The following is a 20,557-nucleotide window of genomic DNA, read 5'->3' as shown; positions in this document are numbered from 1 at the left end:
ACAACACAATGAACATTCCATCAGAATTAAAATATACGAAGGACCACGAGTGGGTAAAAATTGAAGGAGACATCGCTACAATCGGAATTACTGATTTTGCGCAAGGAGAATTAGGAGATATCGTTTATGTTGATGTAGATACATTAGATGATACTGTTGAAATAGAAGAAGTTTTCGGTTCTGTTGAGGCAGTTAAAACTGTATCAGATTTATTTATGCCTTTAACGGGTGAAGTAATAGAGTTTAATGAAGGTTTAGAAGATGAACCAGAATTAGTAAACTCTGATCCATATGGAAAAGGATGGATGATTAAAGTGAAGATTTCTGATACTTCTCAAATTGAAGGCTTGTTAAGTGATGAAGCTTATAAAGAGCTTATTCAATCATAGAAAAATTAACCTTGCAATAGCGATACTTATAACAATTAGTATCGCTATTCTTTGTTTAATAAAACTTGACAATCCGCCAGTTAATGTTAAACATATTGATAAGCTGGAGCATATAACAGCTTATTTTTTTCTAACATTATTTTGGTTGTTAGCTTTTCGAAAAAAGTCTGATTCTCTTTTAATCTTATTGTTATGTTCCCTTTACGGCATAATTATTGAGGTTTTACAGGCAACATTAACAACTTATAGGAGCGGTGACTATTACGATATTATAGCCAATGTAATAGGAGTGTTTTTGGCTTTTACAGTGTTTCGAGTGTTTTTTTACAAAAAAGGCACTTTTTAGAAAAAATAGCTTGTAAAAGTTGAAATAAATTAATTAAATTAGCGAACTATTAAAAACATAAAGGATGGAAATTAAGAAAAATCCAAAATCAAATCTTGAAAACTACAGTAAGCTGTTTGTGCAGTTAGGTTTGGTTTTAGCTTTATTTATAACGTATGTGGCCATTGAAAATAAAACGTACGATAAAGAATACGGCGACCTAGGGCAAAGTAATATGTCTGCAGACGTTGAAGAAGAAACTATTGAAATACAACAGGAGATTACACCTCCACCAAAAAATACACCTCCACCTCCTGCACCAGAAAAGATTGAAGTTGTAGAGGATGAGCAAGAAGTAGAAGAAACAATTATTGAGTCTACTGAAACTGATGAAGCTGAAGCAGTAGTTGTTGAAGAGATTGAAGAAGTAGAGGAGGAAGAAGATCTAGTAGAAGATGTACCTTTTTCTATTATCGAAGATGTACCTGTATTTCCTGGTTGTAAAGGAACAAAAGCTCAAAAGAAAGCTTGTTTAAATCAGAAAATGAATAAGCATATCCAAAGATATTTTGATGCTGATTTAGCTAACGAATTAGGATTATCTCCAGGAAAGAAAAGAATTTATCTTGTTTTCAAAATTGGAAAAACTGGTAATATAGAAGATATTCAAGCAAGAGCTCCACACCCAAGGTTAAAGCAAGAGGCCATCCGTATTGCCAAGAAATTACCTAAAATGGAGCCAGGAAAACAAAGAGGAAGGCCTGTACGTGTAGGGTATACATTACCAATTACATTTAATGTAGAGTAGTCTTTAAAAACTTACGATTTATATAAAAAGCAACCAATTTGGTTGCTTTTTTTTTATTGGCATGTTTCTTGTAATGAAGATATAATTATAACTTAAATTCAATCACTATGAAAATGCAAAAAAAACATTCAAGAAAACAATTAGAAAAATTCTCAACTATTTTCACCCAATTAGGGTTGGTTCTTGCGCTGTTTATAGTCTATGTTCTGGTAGAATATGAATCCGAGAAAAAAGAAAATGTTGCAGTCGCTAATCATGAGCCTGATACAGATGAGGTTTATAATTATGACCGTCCAATTGTTTTTGTGAAGGATGTTCCTAAAAAAAAGGCACCCCAAGTAAAAAGAAAAGCACCTGTAGATTTAACGGATATAGATGTAGTTAATAACGATGAAGACCTAAGAGAGGTAATTGATTTACCAAGTAATGAGGATAAACCTATTGTTGATGTGGAGAAATTAGTAGAGGTTTCAGATGGCGATGAAATAAAGGAAAGTGATGATCCTGTGCCAATGGTAAGTATTCAGAACGCTCCTGTATTTAAAGGTTGTGAAGGGTTGAATGAAAAAGAAGGGAGAATTTGTTTGGAGAAAAAAATGAAGCAATATGTACGTCGCTATTTTGACGCTGATTTGGCGAACGATCTTGGTATGAGATCAGGTAAATACAATATTTACACACAGTTTGTAATTGATAAACAAGGAAACATTTCCGATGTAAAAATAAGGGCTCCTCATGCACGACTTAAAAAAGAGGTCAATAAAGTAATTAGCAAACTCCCACAGTTCACACCAGGTAAGCAAAATAGCAAACCTGTTAAAGTCAGCTACATGTTACCTATTACTTTTATGGTTCAGTAGTGAAAAGAAAACTCAGTTAATTTTATTGACTGAGTTTTTTACATTTGTACTTATGGATAACAATAAGGAATACTTTGCTCACGAAACTTCAGTAATTGATAATGGATGTTTAATTGGAAGAGGAACTAAAATATGGCACTTTAGCCATATAATGCCGGATGCTGAAATTGGTCAGAACTGTAATATTGGTCAAAATGTTGTAGTGTCTCCTAAAGTTATTCTTGGACAAAATGTAAAAGTTCAGAATAACGTGTCTATTTATACAGGTGTAATATGCGAAGATAACGTGTTTTTAGGGCCTTCAATGGTATTTACAAACATTACTAACCCAAGGAGTGAAATTAACCGTAAAAACGAATTTAAAACTACATTAGTAAAGCATGGAGCTTCTATTGGAGCAAATGCAACCATTATTTGCGGTGTTACTATTGGAGAGTATGCATTAATAGGGGCAGGTTCGGTAGTAACAAAAGACGTTCCACAGTATGGATTGGTTGTTGGTAATCCTTCAAAACAAATTGGATGGGTAAGTAAGTACGGTCATCGATTAAATTTCGATGAAAAAGGTGAAGCAGTTTGCCCTGAATCTAACGTTTTGTACGTAAAAGAGGACGATATTGTACGTGTTGAAAATCAAAAGATTAACTAATATTAGAAAAATGTAAATTTTTTGTAAAAAATATTTGCGTAAAAGAAAAAGTTTATTAAATTTGTGATGTGGTTGAATAAACCACTTTCTTTTTCTTTTTCATAGCAATTTTTCCCACTCAGTCTTTTTTGAGTGGGTTTTGTTTTTTTAGTAAGTTTTTGTTGGTCTTGTTGATTCTCGAATAACTAAATCGGTCTTGATAACTTTTGTTTCGTTTTTATTTGCATTTCCTTTTCTTTCCAATTTATTAATTAGCATTTCAGCAGCGGTTGCCCCCATAATTTCTCCGTGTTGACTTACTGTAGTCATTTTTGGACTAGAGTGTCGGGCTAATATTCCATTTGAAAAAGAAATCACAGAAAAGTCTTGAGGGATTTTATATCCCATTCTTGTTGCAACTTTCATCGCAGCAACAGCAGAAGATTCATCCGTAGTAATCACACTATCAATCGTATTGTTTTTAAATATCGGATCTAGAATAGACTCGTATTTTTTATAGTCTTCTTCAACGATATTAATTACTAGGTTTTTATTTAAAGGAATGTTTAAGTCTTCCAAACCTTTCAGGTACCCTAAATATCGTCGTTCACCTATTTTTAAATCACTTATCGTAGAAATGAAAGCAATGTTTTTGTGCCCAGTTTTGTATAGGTGTTTTACGGTTGTAACTGTCCCTTCAAAATCATTGGTAATTACTTTGTCACAATCAATGTCCTGAGCAACTCTATCGAACATAACAATAGGAACCCCACTATCAATTGTATCTTGAAAATGATCGTAACTTCTTTTTTTAACTGTTTCTTCGGCTAAAGACAAAATAAGACCATCAATACTTCCATTTGACAGCATTCGAATGGTTTCTACCTCTTTGTCGTATGATTCGTTAGAAATACAAGAAATAATTTTATAGCCATTCTCACTTGCAACGGTTTCAATTCCTTTAAATACTTGAGCTAAAAAGTAATTCAGCATGTTAGGAATCAAAATACCAATAGTTTTGGTTTTTTTATTTTTTAAGTTAACAGCGGTAATATTTGGTCTGTAGTTGTTTTCTTTCGCAAATTTTCTGATTTTTTCTTTTGTTGTTTCGCTAATTTCATAGCTGTCGTTTAATGCTTTTGAAACTGTGGAAATCGAAACACCAAGATGTTTAGCTATGTCTTTAATTGTTAGCCTTTTCATAAAAAATTAGGAAATAGTGAAAAACAATAATACGAAAATCCATTAATATGAGCACAATGGATTAGGTTAGCTTTGTCTTAAAATTGGGTTTTAGAATGTTTAATTCATAGGAAAATACTAAAAAAACTATTAAATATTCAATAAAAACGAATATTAAGTTCTCTTTCCATGGTGTGTTTGCGTATGCTTGATAGCTGAGAATAATAACGAAACTCCAAACTAGAGGGAATCGATATTTTGTGAAAACACTTAAAATTAATAATGTAGCTAAATACCAAGGATGCACTGTTGTAGAAATAAAATAATAAAAAGACAAACTTAGAAGCATTGCTGTTATCAATTCTTGCATTTTTTTATTTTTTCTAAAAAAGGTAACGGAGAAGATAAATGCAATAGCAATTAAAGGAATTATTTTTCCTATGATAGCAATTTCGTTGTATCCTCTAAAAAGATAGCCGATTTCTCTCGCTAGATAGTAAAAACTGGCATTAAACTCAAAACTTCTAAACCAAAGCCCGACTGAATTACCATAATTAGCTAGAAATTCTCCTGAAGCAAAAGGAATAAGGGTGAGCAAGAGTGAGGTCAGTGTAATAAGGTAAAATAGGATTAGTTTTTTTGCTCCTTGGAAAAAAGAATTATCACGGTTTACAAAATGATTAAAGAATAATGGCAGAAAAATTAGAGGAATTAACTTTACCGATATTGAGAATGCTAAAAATACAGCAGAGAGAATCCACTTTTTTTTTGATAGTTTATAAAGAGAAAGAACAAGAAAGAATAACATTACAGGTTCAAAGTGTAAATTTCCAGTTAGCTCAATAATAACAAAGGGATTCAGAATATACAGGAAGATGTTCTCAACTGGAAGACGCATTCGTTGTAAGAGCTTCTTACCATAGAAAAGAATACCTATATCAGCTCCAATAATTAAGGCGTGCATAACAATTACAGACACTAAAACACTGTGGTTACCTATTAAAGCAGCAATATAAAAACATAGTTGATTAATAGGAGGGTAGTTGGTAAAGTGACTCCCATTCATTTCTCCCATTCCTTTATACAACTCGGCAGCTTCATTTATTGGCTGTTTTCCTAGCTCGATAAAGGTTTCAGGAAGTGATAGGTATGGATTAAGCCCTTCAAATAACATACGACCATCCCAAATGAAACGATAAAAATCCTGCGATAGATTGGGTATTGCAAATAGAAATACAAGTCTGAATAAAATTGAAACTCCAGCTAAATATGAAAAGTCATATTTTTTTGCATGAAATAAAAGGTAAGTAGTGGTAAACAAACTTACCCATAAGGTCAGTAGCCAATAAAAAGAGGTTCTTTCCAGAAAATATGCAAATAAGAAATATAGGATTAAAATAACTCCCGTTAATAAAGAACTATATTTCTCAATGAATTTCATTAAGCTTTTGAAAAAAGAGATTTAAAGAATACATATCCAAACCCGATAAATAACATCAAGTGAAAAGGGAATAAACCAAAATCTCCTCCTTGATCCCCAACAATAAAGGCACTGTACATTCCAAAAGCGAAATACAATGCTAATAGTCCTTCAATAATAACATTCATGGAAGGTTTGTTTCGAATATATTTATTGTTTTTCCAACTATCGGTAAGCGATTTTATATTGAATTTAGGTGTTCTTACGAATTCACTTTTTTTACCAAAATGTCCTTCCAATACAGCAATGGTGTTATGTAAGGAAAAGCCCATTGCTATGGAGAAAAATGAAAAGAATGCACCAATATATTTTATGAAATTCATAAAGCCTCCTCCGTAGGTTTTCTTATACATAAACCAATAGCATACAAAGAAAATAAGTGTGCTAACCACAAAGAAACTCATTACTAAAAAGTAAATTTTTAGATGAGCATATTCGTTTTTTATATACAGCATTGGAATACTAAGTATCGCTACCAAGAAAATACAGGTAAACATAGAGCTGTTTAACAAGTGCAGCATTCCATGGATTTTTGTTTTGAAAGGAATGTTTTTACATGTAATAATACGCCTCAACATTTTTTGGAAATTTTCAGCACCACCTTTGTTCCATCTAAATTGTTGCGATCGAGCTGCACTAATAATAACAGGGAGTTCGGCAGGTGTTTCAACATTTTCTAAATACTTGAATTTCCATTTCTTCAACTGAGCTCTGTAACTAAGGTCTAAATCCTCTGTTAAGGTATCTCCTTCCCAATTTCCAGCATCGTATATACATTCTTTACGCCAAATACCAGCAGTACCGTTAAAGTTGATGAAATGCCCTTGACTATTTCTTCCTACTTGCTCTAAAGTAAAATGAGCATCTAAAGCAAAGGCTTGTATTTTTGTAAGGGTAGAATAATTTCTGTTAATATGTCCCCAACGAGTTTGAACAACCCCAATTTCTGGATTTTTAAAAAATGGAACAGTCTTCTCTAACCAACAAGGTTTTGGTAAAAAGTCGGCATCAAAAATGGCAATGAATTCACCTTTAGCAATTTTCAAACCTTCTTTTAATGCTCCAGCCTTGAACCCTTCTCGGTTTTCACGTCGAATATGTTGAATGTCTAAACCAGTTCCTTGAAGTTTTTTGATATGTTTTGCTGTAGTTTCCACAGACTCATCTGTCGAATCATCTAACACCTGAATTTCAAGTTTGTCACTTGGATAATTTATTTTAGCAATATTATCTAACAAACGTTCCATAACATAAAGCTCATTGTAAACTGGTAACTGAATGGTTACATAAGGAACCTCTTCTGAGTTTGTTAAATCAAATTTAGGTGAATCATCTTGCTTTTTTCTTGCTTTTAAATAATTGAAAAGCAGATTTAATTGAGCCAACGCATACATTAAAATAAGAACTAACGATATTGTGTATAGCGCGATTACAATATATTCTAAAACCATTACTTGAAACTGTATTTAAATATCCAACCTAAAATTTTTACGCCTGCAAAGATAGTACCTTTAACGGTTCCTGAAACTTTTGAAACACCTATTCTGTTTCTATATTTTACAGCGATTTCTTCATAGGTTAATTTCTGTTTTATTGCCTTTAATTGCATTTCAACAGTCCAACCATATGTTTTGTCTTCCATGTTTAAATTCAATAGTTTCTCATACTTAATAGCTCTAAAAGGTCCAAGGTCTGAAAACTTTGCTCCAAAAAAGAGTTTCATTAAAAAAGTAGCAAGCCAGTTTCCAAAAACCTGTTGTGGGGTCATAGCTCCTTTTTCTCGTAATTTTTTAACTCTGGCTCCAATAACAAAGTCGATATCTCTATCTATTATTGGTGCAACTATCTCAGTTAACTGCTCAGGATAATCAGAATAATCTCCATCAAGAAATACTAAAATAGTTGGCTTTATTTCCTTGCTAGCAACATAGTCCATTCCTTTTAAACAAGCATAACCATAACCTTTTCGCGATTCCTTCAGGACAGTTGCTCCAGCATTTTTAGCATTTAACTCGGTATTATCGGTAGAATTATTACTTACAACAATTACTTCATCAACTATTGGAGGTATGTCTTTAATTACATTTGCAATAGAATCTTGCTCATTATAAGCAGGAATAATAACTTTAATTATTTGGTTCATTTTTTATCTTAAATCATTCAGATCATTCTCCTTTTTAAAGGAAGAAAAATCAGACCATTCGTTTATTTTTTTACCGTCTTTAAACTTAACAGCTTTTATTAATTGTTTTTTACGATAAAGTAAACAATACCCATTCTTTATGTTATCTTTTAGTTGGCATTTATGATTAACGTTTCCCTTTTTGTCGTAGTATAACCACCACTTGTTTTGTTTCCCGTTTACAAAATGCCCTTCCTTTTCTTTTTTACCATCTTTGCGGTAAAAGTACCAATAATTTGTAGGAAGATTGTTTTTATAATGCCCTTCTTTTTTTAGTACTTTACTTTTATAATAAAACTTCCAATAATCAATTTTTTTGTCTCCAATTTGCCATCCTTCTTCTTTTAGGTTTCCGTTGGAGTAATAGCTTTTGTGATATGTTTTTTGTCCCCAAGAATTTTCAGACAAAACGATTAGAAAGAGGAAAAGAACACTCTTTCCAATCATTATATTTTTTAGTTTATATAACCTATTTTTTATCATTAACTAACTTCATTAGGTCAATATCGTTTCCAAGTAAAACATCTGTTGGATTAATTCTACCCGCTTCTGGTCCGTTTTCTAATTTTAAAACCCCTCTAGGGCATACCGCAGAACACACCCCACACCCTACACAACTGGCACGAACGATATTTTCACCTTTTTGAGCATAAGCTCTAACATCGATTCCTTGTTCACAATATGTTGAACAGTTTCCACAAGAAATACATTGCCCTCCATTTGTGGTAATTCTGAAGCGAGATTTAAATCGTTGAACTAAACCTAAGTATGCAGCTAATGGACAACCAAATCGACACCAAACTCTATTTCCAAATATTGGATAAAAACCAGTTCCAATTACGCCAGCAAACCAGGCTCCGATTAAGAAACTGTATGAATCTTTAATCCATTGTGAGTTAATTCCTAGAAAAGAAGAAGCTCCTGTGAAATAACAATATAGCGTTACAATCGTCATAACAATGGAGAATACCAATACAGAGTGAATTACCCAGCGCTCAAGTTTCCATGCCTTTAAGGTTTTATTTGAATGTTGACGGTAAGGATCTCCTAAAGTTTCTGCAAGACCTCCACATCCACATACCCACGAACAGTACCATCTTTTACCAAAGAAATAAACCATGACAGGAACAAAAACTAAGGTTAATAATACTCCCCATACCAAAATAAAAATACCAATACCACCACTTTTTGATAGAGAATCTAAATTCCATTCAAAAAAGAAATCATAGTCTAAAGGGAAAGCATTTTTAAAGTCATATCCAGGCATGTTCAAGCTTGTCATAATTTCAGGAATTAAGAAAGCGAATACTATCTGAAAGAATAAGACAGAAGTAGTACGAACAATTTGATAATTGTTATGGCGATATTTGATGTACATGCGAACCCCCATAACAATCATGATAACGCAATATAAGAATCCATACACGAACCATTGACTTGCAGCTCCTCCGTTCAAAGCTTTACTAATTGGATCTAAAATAAAGGTCCAGTTGACAACATAATCTGGTAAAAAATATAGAAGGATATAAAATATCACTAAATAAAATAATACTAACCACGCAATCCATCCTCTATTTGTACTTGATTCTAAGTAAATTCCATTGTTTTTTATTCCCTTAGGGCCTAATAAAACAACATTCGGAATTATAAATAACAAGGCGCCTATAATACCAAGTCCGAAGGTTAAAAACCATACGAACCCTGGGCTTTCTTTGATATAACCTTTACCCGCTTTTTTCGCTAAGTTGTAACTTAAAGTATGTGGTTTTCCATAGATTTTATACTGATATTGAGCTCCTTTTAAATCCCAATTTTTTTCAGCATCGTATTTCTCTATTAACTGATCATAGTGGTCATTTGAATTTTTAAAAGCCTGACGAGCTCTTGATGAAAACTCAAAAATACTCAATGGTTCATCAGTAACTACTGCTTTCGCTAACTCATCTTTTATAACCTCACTTTTAAATCCTTTTTCTTTGATATAGGTGTCTAATTCGGCAGAACTTAAATTAAAAGAACCAGTGAATAGACTTCCAGTAAATATGCTAAGTCCTAGCAAAAATATTACTAGACCAAATTGTTTGATTGCTTTCATATTTTAAATTCTGCTGAAAATACGTTTCCAGCTTTTCTTTTTTAATTTAATATTAGTATTGTTTTCTTGGTTGAATTTTTGAACGATTTCAGGTTCATGGAGTTTGTAAAACTCAGGATCAAAGTTTGCATCGGCTAAATACTCAACAACATGATCTACGGTTTCACCATTATTGAGTACCTTATCAAAAAACTCATGTCTCATTCGTATTCCGAAAGTGTTGATACCAATAAACTTTCGTGTGTTTTTGTCGTAATTAAGGTGAATACATTTTTTACCGCTTTCATGTTCCCAGTAAAAACGTGCCTCATTTTCCTTCGGTTTTGCCCAAACCCAACCATAAGTTTGATATTCAATATCAATAAATTTTGCTGAATTAAACCAGTGCCCTGGTTTGTATTCTATTTTGTTTCCACAGATAGTTTGAGCTACGGTTTCTCCCATCATTCTGCCTGTATACCATACCGCTTCAATAGCTCTTCTTTCCCCAATAGGTTCATGTTGTTCAGCGCAATCGCCAATAGCATAAATGTCCGGATCACTTGTTTCTAAGAACCTATTAACTTTTACGCCTCTACCAATTTCGATATCGCTATCTCTTAAAAAATCAACGTTTGGCGAAACTCCTGCCGTTAGCCCAACCACATCACATTCAATCTCTTCTCCAGTTTCAGCTACGATCACTGACTTAGCTTTTCCATTTGAATCGGTTTTAATTTCTTTCAAATTCACATTAAGACGCAAATCAATATGGTTGTCAATAATTTCTCTGTTGATCATTGCTGATTCACCTTCAGGTAAAACTCCGTTCCAAAAACTACTTTCTCGAACTAAAAAAGTTACAGGAATGTTTCTACTGTGAAGCATTTCAGCAAGCTCTATTCCTATAAGTCCTCCACCAACAATAACAGCTCGTTTACACGTTTTGTTATCGGGAGCGTATTTTTCAAGCTTTTCTAAATCTTGTTTATGATACATGCCGAAAACTCCTTTAGCATCTTGGCCTGGCCATCCAAATTTATTAGGTTTTGAACCTGTTGCAATAATGAGTTTATCATATCTCAAGGTTTCATCGTTATCAAACTGTATCCTTTTAACTAAAGGATGAATTTTCGTAACGGTTCCTTCTTTTAAATCAATATTGTTTTTTTTCCAAAACCAAGGTTCATAAGGTTGAGTGTGTTCAAACTTCATGTGTCCCATGTAAACATACATAAGTGCCGTTCTTGAGAAGAAGTACTTCGTTTCACTAGAAACGATCGTGATTTTTTTATCAGATAATTTTCTAATGTGCCTAGCGGCCGTAACCCCAGAAATTCCATTACCAATAATAACAACATGTTCCATAAAAAAGTTGATTTGCAAATTAGGTCGTCATTAAAGTTAATAACTTAATGGGTGAAATAAATTTAGAATGATTTTAAATAGGTCTTCATTGTAAGCCCTTTCATTTTCCTTCGACCTATGAAGCATTAAAAATGATTATCATGAAAAATAGAGCTAAGCTTCTTTTAATACTTTTCGTTTCATTTGGTGCAAGCATTTTTGCACAGGAGGAAGAACAGACAAAAAGCAATATTCAAACGTATACACCATCTCGTTTATTAAACAAAGGTCAGTGGGATATTAAATTCTTTAATAACTTATATACTGAAACAAGAGCAAACTTTAATGATGCAACCTTTGATAAACCAAGAGAGAACTATTTTACTTCAACAGTAGAAGCGTTTACAGGAGTTTCTGAGAACAATAGAATTAATGTTGGTGCGATTCTTGAATTTAGATCTAATACAAGAGGAGGAAGACAGGCTTTATCTGTTTTTAGTTTAGAAGACACGAATACAGATAGAAAAGGGCTTACTACTATTGCGCCAGCAATTAAATTTCAACCTTTAGAAAATGTAGGGAATTTCTCAATTCAATCAGCCTTACATATTCCTTTAGCAGATGAAGAAACTGATGAAAATGGAGTGTTTTTGGATCAAACGGCATGGGCTTTTCAAAACAGATTCTTCTACGATTACACTTTTAGTAGTGGAAAATGGCAGATTTTCACGGAATTGAATACTGAATATAACTTTGGAGACGAGAAAAGTTTTGCAAATAATACAATTTTATTAGTACCAGGAGCTTTCTTAAGTTATTTCCCAAGTGATGAGTCTACGGTGTTAGTTTTTGCTCAGCATGCTCAGCGTTTTGGGGACTTTTCTCAAAATTACACGGCGTTAGGTTTCGGTGGAAAATACCAAATTACAAAAGTATTAAACCTAGAAGTGCTATACAGTAAGTTTGTTGCAGGTACGGATACTGGTCTGGGACAGAGTTTTAACCTAGGGTTAAGAGCTTTATTTTAATAAAAAATGTAAATTGCTACTATGAAAATTAAGTGGCTCCTAATTTTAGGAATAATTTGTCTCCATACATCTTGTGAAAGTCAGAGGAAAACAGTTAATGGAGTAAGCTTTGTAGCTTCGTCGAAAGAAATAAACTTTAATCACACAATACCCGTTAAAAAGGTATCAGCGAATTACGTTTCGTTGATGCCTTTCGGTTTTATTGAAAATGTTAATTCATCAACCGTACATTTCAATTCTTCCAAACAATGGTTTGGAGAGACTGTTGCGGGAGTTGAACAATATGCTGAGAAATTTAAGAGGGAAGAGATAAAGATTATGGTTAAACCTCAAATATGGGTTTGGCATGGTGAGTATACTGGACTTATCACCATGAAAACTGAGGATGATTGGAAGCAATTAGAAAAAACATATTCAGAGTTTATTTTGAAGTTTGCAGAAGTTGCTCAGAAAGTGAATGCGGAAATTTTTTGCGTGGGTACAGAACTTGAAAAATTCGTAGTAACTAGACCTGAATACTGGAAATCTCTAATTGCTGACGTACGAAAAGTGTATACTGGTAAGCTTACTTATGCTGCGAATTGGGATGAATATAAGAAAATTGATTTTTGGAAGGAACTTGATTATATTGGTATTGACGCTTACTTTCCTTTAAGTGATAAGAAAACTCCTACAAAAGACGATTTTAAGAAAGGTTGGGGCCCTCATAAAAAGGAAATTATTTCGATTAAAGATAAATTTGAAAAACCCATTCTTTTTACTGAATATGGTTATCGAAGTGTGTATTACACTGGAAAACAGCCTTGGGATTCAAACAGAGTGGAAGGTAAGGTAGATTTAAGATCGCAAAAGATAGCCCTACAAGCTCTTTATGAAGAATTCTGGGAAGAACCTTGGTTTGCTGGAGGGTTTTTATGGAAATGGTTTCATAATCATGATCAAGTAGGAGGGAATGATAACAATCGTTTTACGCCTCAGAATAAACCAGCAGAAGAAATTATAAGAAAAGCTTATGCGAAGTAGAATAATATTGATTTTGACCGTCTTTTTTATTCTTGCTTGTTCAAAAAGTGAAGAAAATACAAGTAATTTGAATTCCTATTTGAATACCAAAGAACAGATAAAGAAGGAAGGGGTAATTGCTTGTGCTGCTAGCGATAGGGCAGATGCGTCAATATCATATATCTTTTACTACCCAGTTCCTGAGGCTCGAAATATTCAATATTTTGAAACAAACAGTGTTTCAGTCGATCCAAATGATTTCTCTCAATACGAAAAAGTCTCTTTAGAAAATGAAGGTGTTTTTAATAACTATTTAGGAAGATTTATTAGGAACGGTTCCAATGAAGTTTGGAGCATTGTTACTTACGAAGTTAATAACATCGTACACGTTTCAAACCCAATTAGGTTAAAAAATGCGACAAAACCAACGGAATGGAATAATTCGGTTGCCATAGATGAAAGTGCTGAATTAATGCCTGAGTTTTCTTGGATGGATGGATTAGTGAGAGAGAACGTTATCTATTTTCAGGTAATAACTAATCAAGGAGGTGATTTGCTATCAGGGACGTATACCTATGAGAAAATGTTTCAGTATTATAAACTTGATAATGTTGTTTTAAACGTAACTCGAGAAACACCGCCTGCTTTACAAATGGGAATGAATTATGGATTCACTTTAATGGGTGTGAGTGAAGATAACTGGGTGAATCTTGTTATTGAAAAAAACTTTGAGGCTAACTAATGAATAAAATTATACTTATTTTTCTAACTGTTTTTTGTGCAACCTCTTTATTTTCTCAAGCCCCGACTATTTCTGATATAAAATTTGAAGGCTTAAAAAAAACGAAAGAACAAATCCTCTTGAGAGTTATTCAAATAGAAAAAGGCGAAGAACTAAAGCTTTCTAAACTCGAGCAAGATATCATTCAGTTAAAAAGATTACCAGCAATATCTCACGCTTATTATAAAATAAAGAATGTTGACAGTTCGAATTGCATTGTAACTTTTCATGTTGAAGAAAATTTCACCATCATTCCAGAAGTGAATATATGGACAACAACGAATAGAAGGTTAGCTTATAAATTGGGAGTTTATGACTATAATTTCTTAGGAAGAAATATTGGAATTGGAGGATTTTATCAGCAAAACGGTTTTGACTCTTATGGCTTTAATTTTAGAGCTCCAATGTTGTTTTCAAGAACATTAGGACTTGCCTTTAATCATCAAAACTGGAGTAGTGAAGAACCTCTATATTTTGGAGATAATTCTGCCAATTATAAGTACCAGAATATATCCTATGAACTGCTTTTGTTATATAGAATAAACTTTAAGCATAATGTAGACTTTGGAATTAATCTTTTTAATGAAAAGTATACTTACTTGAATGGGCATACTGCCGATGGTGTTCCACAGCAGTTAGATTTAAATAAGAAGCTCTTAAAGTTTGTCTATACTTACGACGATTTAAATTATTTTTATCATTATGTTGAAGGATTTAAGAGCCAGTTGTACGGACAATATGTAACTACTGTAAATGAGTATCAAAACGACTTTTTTATTGCTTGGAATGATGCGTTTTATTTTAAAAGAATCGGCGAAAAAGGAAATTGGGCAAACCGTTTAAGAGTTGGGCTGTCAACCAATGAAGAAAGCCCATTTGCACCTTTTGCCTTAGATAATAACGTTAATTTAAGAGGTGTAGGTATTTTGGTAGATAGAGGCACAGGAAGTATTGTTTGGAATACGGAATATCGTCATACACTTTACGAGAAAAAGTGGTTTGTGCTTCAAGGAAACGTTTTTACAGACTTTGGAACTTGGCGAACTCCCGGAGGAAGTTTAAAGGATTTTGTTAAAAGCGAGAATGTTCGAGTGTATTCTGGATTGGGACTTCGATTTATTAGCAAGAAAATATTCAATGCTGTTTTTAGAATTGACTATGGTTATGGGATAACTCCGAGTTCTTCTTCAAGTGGTTTGGTTTTCGGAATAGGACAGTATTTCTAGTAGACTTTTTTACCCTTTAGTAACCATTTGCTCCAATCTTTATTGAAGGTATGAACTTTTTCTGTGGACTTGTTTTTTCTGTTGACAACTTTATTTCCTTCATTTTTCCATTCAAAAATACCTCCGTAAAGATTGTAAACATTGGAAAAGCCTGCTTTTTGGAGCTTTTCAGCAACATCTTCTGATCTAATTCCTAGAGAGCAGTAAACGATAATTTTGGCATCCTTATTTTTTAAAGAAGAAATGGTTTTATCTAAATCAAAATGATCATAACCAACACACTGAGCATTTTCAATATGACTTACTTTAAATTCTTTAGGTTCTCTGGCGTCTAATAGAATAACATTACTAGTCTCTTTTTTCAATTCATCAACTGTAATGTACGGAACATTCTCAGTGTTATGCTCTTTCAATAAACTTTTTAAGCTTTTCTGAGCGCTTACAGTCAAAGAACAAAGAAAAAGAAGTGTATAAAGTAAGTTTTTCATTTGTTTTTATTTTTGATAACTGAACTAAGCTACTGTTCCTTGGCAACTACTTCCAGCACCAGCAGTACAACCGTAACAATGTTGATTAATGATAATATTTCTGTTAGATAATAATTTTTCGTTGTATTCAGAGATGTGTTTTACTTTGCTCGCAACTTTTAAGTTGAGCATTTGATTAAAATCACAATCATACAAATAGCCATCCCAGCTTATAGAAAGTGTATTGGTACACATTACATTTTCAACAGCCATTGGATTATAGGCTTCAACCAAGGCATACATGTAATCTTCATAGTTTTCAGAAGCAATTAAGTAATCTAAAAACCTACTGATAGGTAAGTTTGTGATTGCAAATAAACTATTGAAAGTTACATTGAAGTCTTCCAATAAAGCTTTTTTAAAGTCTTTTTCCATCGAAGCTTGATCTCCTGGAAGAAAAGCTCCAGAAGGATTGTAAACTAAGTCAAGTTTCAAACCAGTTCCTTCAACACCATAGCCGACTGCATTTAATTCTTGAAGCGCTTTAATAGACTTGTCAAAAACACCATCACCTCTTTGCTTATCAGTTTTACCTCGTGTCCAGTGAGGCATGGACGAAACAACATGTACATTATGTTTTTTGAAAAACTTTGGAAGATCGTAATATTTCTTATTAGCTCGAATAATGGTTAGATTCGAACGAACGATAAAATCTTTAATTCCAGCTTTAGCAGCTTCTTCAACAAACCATCTGAAATTAGGGTTCATCTCTGGAGCACCACCTGTTAAATCCAAAGTATGAGCACCAGTATTTCGAATAACCTCTAAACATTGCTCCATCGTTTCAACTGTCATGATTTCCTTTCTGTCTGGGCCAGCATCAACATGACAATGTGCACAAACCTGATTACACATATACCCAACATTAATTTGAAGGATTTCCAATTTTTTAGGACGCAAAGGAAATTGATTGGTTTCCTTTATTTTATCGGCAAAAGTTGGAAGTTCGTCTTTAAAAATTCCATTGGATAAAATTTCTAACTGACGTTGCGTATTTGCTAAATCATTATTTCTTGCTAATAGAGATTTCTTCATTTTTAATGATGAATTTTGAGTATTGATTTTTAAGTTTTTCGAAATAGCTATATAAGAGATTTATTTTTTATATAATGTTCAAACTCTGAATTTAAAATTCAACACTCAAAATTAATTTTTACATTTCTAACTTATTTACTTTGTTCATCATTTGAACTCCATGAACGAGAGTAGCACCACTTTTAATAGCTGCTCCAACATGTATAGCTTCCATCATTTCCTCTTTAGTAACACCTCTTTGGAGTCCATCTTTCGTGTAAGCATCAATACAGTATGGACATTGTTCAGTATGGGCAACAGCAAGAGCAATTAAGCTTTTTTCTCTGGCGGTTAAAGCTCCTTCTTCAAATACTTTTCCATAGTAATCAAAGAATTTAGTTCCTAATTCTTCGCTCCATTCTGTAATTTTACCAAATTTTCTTAAATCTGCTGGATCGTAGTATGTTTTAGACATGTCTTTTTATTTCTGTTTAAAGTTAAGTACCCCACAATAATGTGAGGTATTAAAGGAAAATCCCTAAAAAAGTAAAAATACGAATTGTTTCGCTTAAATACTTTTCTCAAATACTTGTTATTTTCCGTTTAAACTCCAGTCGTATTGTAAATATTTGATCTTAGCATTAGAGCTAATTTTTGTATTCGAATATTTGTTAAGAAAATCGATTAAAGAACCGTTTTTGGTAAAATCACCTTTAAACCATTCAAATATTTTTGAAATTTGAACCTTGTCTCCAGAAATTTTATTTCTCTTAGTGTCATTTACGAACTTCTTCATGAGTGCATCAGTTTTGGCTTCATAATTGGCTTCAGTAAAAGCAAAATTCCCTAATTGAGGACAAGATCCAGAAGCACAGTTCACCCCGACATGAATTTTAGGATCATTAAATTTCTTTCTTAAAATTTCATGTTCGATATGGTTTAGAGTATAATTTTTACCACCAACTTTTGCAAATTTGATATTCCATGCGTCTTTACCTCCTTTTTTAATATTGGTAATACTCTTTAAAGGATAATTATCTAAAATCAGTTTTATCGTGTAAGCATTGTATGCATTTACCCAAAAAGCTTTAGTTTTAGCTGCCGACCAACTTTTTTGAGGTGATGTTTTGGCTAAATAACTCAAATAATCTTGAAGCTTTGCTTCATCATTTTTAAAAGCTTTGTAATTTACATTTCCTTTTGTGTCAACATGTTTCTTTAACAATGAATTGAATACACTTGTTTGACCGTAAGAGCTGATAAAAAAAGATAAACTCAGAAATAAAAATATTTTTCGCATGTTTAATTTATTTAGAACTGTTGATTTAGACGAAAAGAAAAAGAGGTCATTACAAACAATCATTGAATGAATTTCTAAGTTACTAAAAAAGAAGGTGATTGGCGAATAATAAAATTGATAATTTATGAGGAATACGGATTGTTATGAGTTTGTTTTGTTTAGAAACAGAAGATGAAATTTCAATAGATGAACAGAAAGCATATAAATTAATGAGTCTAATTATAACTTGGGCTGAAGAAAATCATAACCAAATAGGAGGAGGTTATCATCCAATTAAGGATGAAGATGTAAGCAGTTTTTAATATTTAATAAAAGATAATGACTAGCAATTGTTAAAAAACAAAAAAGCCTCAACATAAATGTTAAGGCTTTTGTACTGAAGGCGGGACTTGAACCCGCACGGGCATTACGGCCCATTGGATTTTAAGTCCAACGTGTCTACCAATTCCACCACTTCAGCGTATATGAATATTGACTACTTTTAAAATTAAGCCTCACTAATTAAAGCGAGGCTTAGTACTGAAGGCGGGACTTGAACCCGCACGAGCATTACGGCTCATTGGATTTTAAGTCCAACGTGTCTACCAATTCCACCACTTCAGCATAATCTTTTAAAAAAGGATCAGAGCGAAAGACGGGATTTGAACCCGCGACCCTCACCTTGGCAAGGTGATGCTCTACCCCTGAGCTACTTTCGCGTAGTCAATAATGTTATTTTAATGAACGTTGCATTGCTTGAATGCGGGTGCAAATATAATACGATTTTTTGAAATACAAAGTACTTTTCTGTTTTTTTTAAATAATTTCAAAAAATTCGGTGGTTCACTCAGAAAGAAATATCTTTGCAAAAATTTTTTGAAAACAAGTGAGTACTGTTTCTACAATACAAGATAAAACTTCAGTAAAAACGCTTTTTTCTGATTTCAAGCAGCTTACAAAAATTGGTTTGTCTGTAAGTGTGGTTTTTACTTCTATTACTGGCTACCTTTTAGGGGCAAATGAAATCAATTATACCACTATTATATTATTGGCTATCGGTGGATATTTCATGGTTGGAGCTTCCAATGCTTTTAATCAAGTTATAGAAAAAGATATTGACGCGGTAATGAAGCGTACGAAGAATCGTCCATTACCATCAGGAAGAATGTCGGTAAATACAGCAATGGGAATTGCCATTTTCTTTACCATTGCAGGATTGTCCATTTTATATAGTATAAATCCAAAATGTGCATTGTTTGGTGCAATTTCCATTTTTTTGTACACTTCGGCCTATACACCGTTGAAGGCAGTAACACCTTTGGCTGTGTTCGTAGGGGCAATACCAGGAGCTATTCCTTTTATGTTAGGGTGGGTAGCAGCAACAGGTAAATTCGGTATTGAAGCTGGTTTCCTTTTTATGATTCAGTTTTTTTGGCAGTTTCCTCACTTTTGGGCCATTGGATGGTTACAATATGAAGAATATAATAAAGCAGGATTACACATGCTCCCAATGGATAAAAAAGATAAGGGAGCAGTTGTACAAATAATTTTTTATACCTGTATTATGATATTAATGTCTATAGCTCCAGTATTAAAAGTTACAGGAGGTTTCTACATTTTTCCAGCAACAGCAATAATAATTTTCCTATTAGGGGCATTAATGCTTTGGTATGCTTTTAAATTGTATAAATCGGAAGAAAATATAGATGCAAGAAAATTAATGTTGGCAAGTGTTTTTTACATCACAGTTGTGCCAATAATATATGTAGTAGATAAATTTTTACACTAATGAGTGAACAAACACAAATAGTAGACGAAGAATTAAGAGTAGGTAGAAGAAAATCAGCAAAACCAATGCTATGGGTTTCGATGATTAGCATGGTCATGTTTTTTGCTGGATTAACAAGTGCGTATGTTGTTAGCATGAACCGTGAAGATTGGGTGACGTTTGATTTACCTCAGGCGTTTTACATCAGTACAGTATTAATTGTATTGAGTAGTATTACCCTTTTCTTTTCTCAGAAAGCATTAAAAAAAGATCAAATATCAAACTCTTTAATCCTTTTATTAATCACTTTTGTATTAGGGTTGGGATTTGTTTGGTATCAATATGTAGGATTTAATCAGTTAAAGGAAGTAGGATTATATTTCACCGGTCCTGAAAGTACAGTATCAACATCTTTCATAATCGGTATTACTTTTATGCACGTACTGCACCTAATTGCTGGGGTTGTTGTGTTATTAGTCGTTATTTATAATCATTATAAAAAGAAGTATTCATCTGCCGATATGCTTGGGTTTGAACTAGGTGCAATCTTTTGGCATTTTGTAGATGTTTTATGGATTTATCTATTTTTCTTTTTCTATTTCATTAGGTAATTAAAAATGCGTAATTTTGGCGCACTGTTTTAACAAAAAATAACAA

Annotated in this window: 23 protein-coding genes and 3 tRNA genes; 12 read left to right on the top strand and 14 right to left on the bottom strand. The window is 32.9% G+C overall.

The window, feature by feature from the left end; all coding sequences use genetic code 11:
* Positions 1-8: 8 nt before the first annotated feature.
* The 5 genes from gcvH to ACKTTV_RS02250 all read left to right on the top strand — a co-directional run bounded on the left by gcvH (position 9) and on the right by ACKTTV_RS02250 (position 3,031).
* Positions 9-389 (top strand): glycine cleavage system protein GcvH, encoded by a 381-nt coding sequence (gene gcvH / locus ACKTTV_RS02270; protein ID WP_408029180.1) that lies wholly within the window; start codon positions 9-11, stop codon positions 387-389.
* Positions 358-735, top strand: coding sequence for a VanZ family protein (locus ACKTTV_RS02265; RefSeq protein WP_408029377.1), 378 nt, complete (start codon positions 358-360; stop codon positions 733-735). Before gcvH ends, ACKTTV_RS02265 begins: the two co-directional genes overlap by 32 nt.
* A gap of 64 nt (positions 736-799) precedes the next feature.
* A complete protein-coding gene (locus tag ACKTTV_RS02260; RefSeq protein ID WP_408029179.1) occupies positions 800-1,522 on the top strand; it encodes an energy transducer TonB in 723 nt (240 codons plus the stop codon).
* 107 nt (positions 1,523-1,629) lie between these two features.
* Complete coding sequence (locus ACKTTV_RS02255) at positions 1,630-2,382, top strand: energy transducer TonB (RefSeq protein ID WP_408029178.1); 753 nt, start codon at positions 1,630-1,632, stop codon at positions 2,380-2,382.
* Between the two features lie 52 nt (positions 2,383-2,434).
* Positions 2,435-3,031 carry an acyltransferase gene (locus ACKTTV_RS02250; protein ID WP_408029177.1) on the top strand — a complete coding sequence of 199 codons (597 nt, stop codon included), beginning with the start codon at positions 2,435-2,437 and terminating at the stop codon, positions 3,029-3,031.
* Positions 3,032-3,178: 147 nt separating this feature from the next.
* On the opposite strand, the gene ACKTTV_RS02245 is transcribed toward ACKTTV_RS02250, so the two are convergent.
* The 7 genes from ACKTTV_RS02245 to ACKTTV_RS02215 form a co-directional block, all read right to left on the bottom strand.
* Positions 3,179-4,213, bottom strand: coding sequence for a LacI family DNA-binding transcriptional regulator (locus ACKTTV_RS02245; protein ID WP_408029176.1), 1,035 nt, complete (start codon positions 4,211-4,213; stop codon positions 3,179-3,181).
* A gap of 61 nt (positions 4,214-4,274) precedes the next feature.
* Positions 4,275-5,633 carry a mannosyltransferase gene (locus ACKTTV_RS02240; RefSeq protein ID WP_408029175.1) on the bottom strand — a complete coding sequence of 453 codons (1,359 nt, stop codon included), beginning with the start codon at positions 5,631-5,633 and terminating at the stop codon, positions 4,275-4,277.
* Entirely contained in the window at positions 5,633-7,123 is a 1,491-nt protein-coding gene (locus ACKTTV_RS02235; protein WP_408029174.1) for a cellulose synthase family protein, read from the bottom strand. The genes ACKTTV_RS02240 and ACKTTV_RS02235 overlap by 1 nt, the downstream gene beginning before the upstream one ends.
* Positions 7,123-7,815, bottom strand: a complete 693-nt coding sequence (locus ACKTTV_RS02230; protein ID WP_408029173.1) for a glycosyltransferase family 2 protein — start codon at positions 7,813-7,815, stop codon at positions 7,123-7,125. The genes ACKTTV_RS02235 and ACKTTV_RS02230 overlap by 1 nt, the downstream gene beginning before the upstream one ends.
* A 3-nt stretch (positions 7,816-7,818) precedes the next feature.
* Positions 7,819-8,301, bottom strand: coding sequence for a toxin-antitoxin system YwqK family antitoxin (locus ACKTTV_RS02225; protein ID WP_408029172.1), 483 nt, complete (start codon positions 8,299-8,301; stop codon positions 7,819-7,821).
* Positions 8,302-8,323: 22 nt separating this feature from the next.
* The gene (locus ACKTTV_RS02220; RefSeq protein WP_408029171.1) at positions 8,324-9,949 is read right to left on the bottom strand and encodes a 4Fe-4S binding protein; all 1,626 of its coding nucleotides are present in this window, start codon (positions 9,947-9,949) and stop codon (positions 8,324-8,326) included.
* A gap of 3 nt (positions 9,950-9,952) precedes the next feature.
* On the bottom strand, positions 9,953-11,296 hold the full coding sequence (locus ACKTTV_RS02215) for an NAD(P)/FAD-dependent oxidoreductase (protein ID WP_408029170.1): 1,344 nt from the start codon (positions 11,294-11,296) through the stop codon (positions 9,953-9,955).
* A gap of 140 nt (positions 11,297-11,436) precedes the next feature.
* Here ACKTTV_RS02215 and ACKTTV_RS02210 point away from each other — a divergent pair, with 140 nt between their 5' ends.
* The 4 genes from ACKTTV_RS02210 to ACKTTV_RS02195 are packed head-to-tail and all read left to right on the top strand — an operon-like array spanning position 11,437 to position 15,312.
* Positions 11,437-12,303, top strand: a complete 867-nt coding sequence (locus tag ACKTTV_RS02210) for a transporter family protein (protein WP_408029169.1) — start codon at positions 11,437-11,439, stop codon at positions 12,301-12,303.
* Between the two features lie 21 nt (positions 12,304-12,324).
* On the top strand, positions 12,325-13,326 hold the full coding sequence (locus ACKTTV_RS02205) for a glycoside hydrolase family 113 (protein WP_408029168.1): 1,002 nt from the start codon (positions 12,325-12,327) through the stop codon (positions 13,324-13,326).
* Entirely contained in the window at positions 13,316-14,047 is a 732-nt protein-coding gene (locus ACKTTV_RS02200) for a hypothetical protein (RefSeq protein WP_408029167.1), read from the top strand. The genes ACKTTV_RS02205 and ACKTTV_RS02200 overlap by 11 nt, the downstream gene beginning before the upstream one ends.
* Positions 14,047-15,312, top strand: coding sequence for a POTRA domain-containing protein (locus ACKTTV_RS02195; protein WP_408029166.1), 1,266 nt, complete (start codon positions 14,047-14,049; stop codon positions 15,310-15,312). The genes ACKTTV_RS02200 and ACKTTV_RS02195 overlap by 1 nt, the downstream gene beginning before the upstream one ends.
* On the opposite strand, the gene ACKTTV_RS02190 is transcribed toward ACKTTV_RS02195, so the two are convergent.
* From ACKTTV_RS02190 to ACKTTV_RS02175, 4 genes are all read right to left on the bottom strand, one after another.
* A complete protein-coding gene (locus ACKTTV_RS02190; RefSeq protein WP_408029165.1) occupies positions 15,309-15,800 on the bottom strand; it encodes a rhodanese-like domain-containing protein in 492 nt (163 codons plus the stop codon). The two genes, ACKTTV_RS02195 and ACKTTV_RS02190, sit on opposite strands and share 4 nt — an antisense overlap.
* Positions 15,801-15,824: 24 nt before the next feature.
* Positions 15,825-16,874: an arsenosugar biosynthesis radical SAM (seleno)protein ArsS gene (gene arsS / locus ACKTTV_RS02185; RefSeq protein WP_408029164.1), complete on the bottom strand. Its 1,050-nt coding sequence runs from the start codon at positions 16,872-16,874 to the stop codon at positions 15,825-15,827.
* A gap of 118 nt (positions 16,875-16,992) precedes the next feature.
* Complete coding sequence (locus tag ACKTTV_RS02180; protein WP_093671645.1) at positions 16,993-17,328, bottom strand: arsenosugar biosynthesis-associated peroxidase-like protein; 336 nt, start codon at positions 17,326-17,328, stop codon at positions 16,993-16,995.
* A 117-nt stretch (positions 17,329-17,445) separates the two neighbouring features.
* Positions 17,446-18,153 (bottom strand): DUF547 domain-containing protein, encoded by a 708-nt coding sequence (locus tag ACKTTV_RS02175; RefSeq protein WP_408029163.1) that lies wholly within the window; start codon positions 18,151-18,153, stop codon positions 17,446-17,448.
* A 143-nt stretch (positions 18,154-18,296) separates the two neighbouring features.
* On the opposite strand from ACKTTV_RS02175, the gene ACKTTV_RS02170 reads away from it, so the two are divergent.
* Positions 18,297-18,455 carry a hypothetical protein gene (locus ACKTTV_RS02170; RefSeq protein WP_408029162.1) on the top strand — a complete coding sequence of 53 codons (159 nt, stop codon included), beginning with the start codon at positions 18,297-18,299 and terminating at the stop codon, positions 18,453-18,455.
* 72 nt (positions 18,456-18,527) lie between these two features.
* Here the strand turns inward: ACKTTV_RS02170 and ACKTTV_RS02165 are convergent.
* The 3 genes from ACKTTV_RS02165 to ACKTTV_RS02155 form a co-directional block, all read right to left on the bottom strand.
* A tRNA-Leu gene (locus ACKTTV_RS02165) sits at positions 18,528-18,613 on the bottom strand.
* 57 nt (positions 18,614-18,670) lie between these two features.
* Positions 18,671-18,756, bottom strand: a tRNA-Leu gene (locus ACKTTV_RS02160).
* 23 nt (positions 18,757-18,779) lie between these two features.
* Positions 18,780-18,851, bottom strand: a tRNA-Gly gene (locus tag ACKTTV_RS02155).
* Positions 18,852-19,018: 167 nt separating this feature from the next.
* On the opposite strand from ACKTTV_RS02155, the gene cyoE reads away from it, so the two are divergent.
* Both cyoE and ACKTTV_RS02145 read left to right on the top strand, forming a co-directional pair.
* Entirely contained in the window at positions 19,019-19,921 is a 903-nt protein-coding gene (gene cyoE / locus ACKTTV_RS02150) for a heme o synthase (RefSeq protein WP_408029161.1), read from the top strand.
* Positions 19,921-20,511, top strand: coding sequence for a cytochrome c oxidase subunit 3 (locus ACKTTV_RS02145; RefSeq protein ID WP_408029160.1), 591 nt, complete (start codon positions 19,921-19,923; stop codon positions 20,509-20,511). Before cyoE ends, ACKTTV_RS02145 begins: the two co-directional genes overlap by 1 nt.
* Positions 20,512-20,557 lie beyond the last annotated feature (46 nt).

The sequence above is a fragment of the Tenacibaculum xiamenense genome, from assembly GCF_964513065.1.
Lineage (GTDB): Bacteria > Bacteroidota > Bacteroidia > Flavobacteriales > Flavobacteriaceae > Polaribacter > Polaribacter xiamenense.
Note: the sequence above shows the minus strand (reverse complement) of the source record. Positions and strands in the feature narration are given on the sequence as shown.

What these genes read in the sequence shown, in the direction of transcription:
- gcvH (WP_408029180.1), top strand. Translation starts at nt 9, where the DNA reads ATGAACATTCCATCAGAATTAAAATATACGAAGGACCACGAGTGGGTA.
- ACKTTV_RS02265 (WP_408029377.1), top strand. Translation starts at nt 358, where the DNA reads ATGAAGCTTATAAAGAGCTTATTCAATCATAGAAAAATTAACCTTGCA.
- ACKTTV_RS02260 (WP_408029179.1), top strand. Translation starts at nt 800, where the DNA reads ATGGAAATTAAGAAAAATCCAAAATCAAATCTTGAAAACTACAGTAAG.
- ACKTTV_RS02255 (WP_408029178.1), top strand. Translation starts at nt 1,630, where the DNA reads ATGAAAATGCAAAAAAAACATTCAAGAAAACAATTAGAAAAATTCTCA.
- ACKTTV_RS02250 (WP_408029177.1), top strand. Translation starts at nt 2,435, where the DNA reads ATGGATAACAATAAGGAATACTTTGCTCACGAAACTTCAGTAATTGAT.
- ACKTTV_RS02245 (WP_408029176.1), bottom strand. Translation starts at nt 4,213, where the DNA reads ATGAAAAGGCTAACAATTAAAGACATAGCTAAACATCTTGGTGTTTCG.
- ACKTTV_RS02240 (WP_408029175.1), bottom strand. Translation starts at nt 5,633, where the DNA reads ATGAAATTCATTGAGAAATATAGTTCTTTATTAACGGGAGTTATTTTA.
- ACKTTV_RS02235 (WP_408029174.1), bottom strand. Translation starts at nt 7,123, where the DNA reads ATGGTTTTAGAATATATTGTAATCGCGCTATACACAATATCGTTAGTT.
- ACKTTV_RS02230 (WP_408029173.1), bottom strand. Translation starts at nt 7,815, where the DNA reads ATGAACCAAATAATTAAAGTTATTATTCCTGCTTATAATGAGCAAGAT.
- ACKTTV_RS02225 (WP_408029172.1), bottom strand. Translation starts at nt 8,301, where the DNA reads ATGATTGGAAAGAGTGTTCTTTTCCTCTTTCTAATCGTTTTGTCTGAA.
- ACKTTV_RS02220 (WP_408029171.1), bottom strand. Translation starts at nt 9,949, where the DNA reads ATGAAAGCAATCAAACAATTTGGTCTAGTAATATTTTTGCTAGGACTT.
- ACKTTV_RS02215 (WP_408029170.1), bottom strand. Translation starts at nt 11,296, where the DNA reads ATGGAACATGTTGTTATTATTGGTAATGGAATTTCTGGGGTTACGGCC.
- ACKTTV_RS02210 (WP_408029169.1), top strand. Translation starts at nt 11,437, where the DNA reads ATGAAAAATAGAGCTAAGCTTCTTTTAATACTTTTCGTTTCATTTGGT.
- ACKTTV_RS02205 (WP_408029168.1), top strand. Translation starts at nt 12,325, where the DNA reads ATGAAAATTAAGTGGCTCCTAATTTTAGGAATAATTTGTCTCCATACA.
- ACKTTV_RS02200 (WP_408029167.1), top strand. Translation starts at nt 13,316, where the DNA reads ATGCGAAGTAGAATAATATTGATTTTGACCGTCTTTTTTATTCTTGCT.
- ACKTTV_RS02195 (WP_408029166.1), top strand. Translation starts at nt 14,047, where the DNA reads ATGAATAAAATTATACTTATTTTTCTAACTGTTTTTTGTGCAACCTCT.
- ACKTTV_RS02190 (WP_408029165.1), bottom strand. Translation starts at nt 15,800, where the DNA reads ATGAAAAACTTACTTTATACACTTCTTTTTCTTTGTTCTTTGACTGTA.
- arsS (WP_408029164.1), bottom strand. Translation starts at nt 16,874, where the DNA reads ATGAAGAAATCTCTATTAGCAAGAAATAATGATTTAGCAAATACGCAA.
- ACKTTV_RS02180 (WP_093671645.1), bottom strand. Translation starts at nt 17,328, where the DNA reads ATGTCTAAAACATACTACGATCCAGCAGATTTAAGAAAATTTGGTAAA.
- ACKTTV_RS02175 (WP_408029163.1), bottom strand. Translation starts at nt 18,153, where the DNA reads ATGCGAAAAATATTTTTATTTCTGAGTTTATCTTTTTTTATCAGCTCT.
- ACKTTV_RS02170 (WP_408029162.1), top strand. Translation starts at nt 18,297, where the DNA reads ATGAGTTTGTTTTGTTTAGAAACAGAAGATGAAATTTCAATAGATGAA.
- ACKTTV_RS02145 (WP_408029160.1), top strand. Translation starts at nt 19,921, where the DNA reads ATGAGTGAACAAACACAAATAGTAGACGAAGAATTAAGAGTAGGTAGA.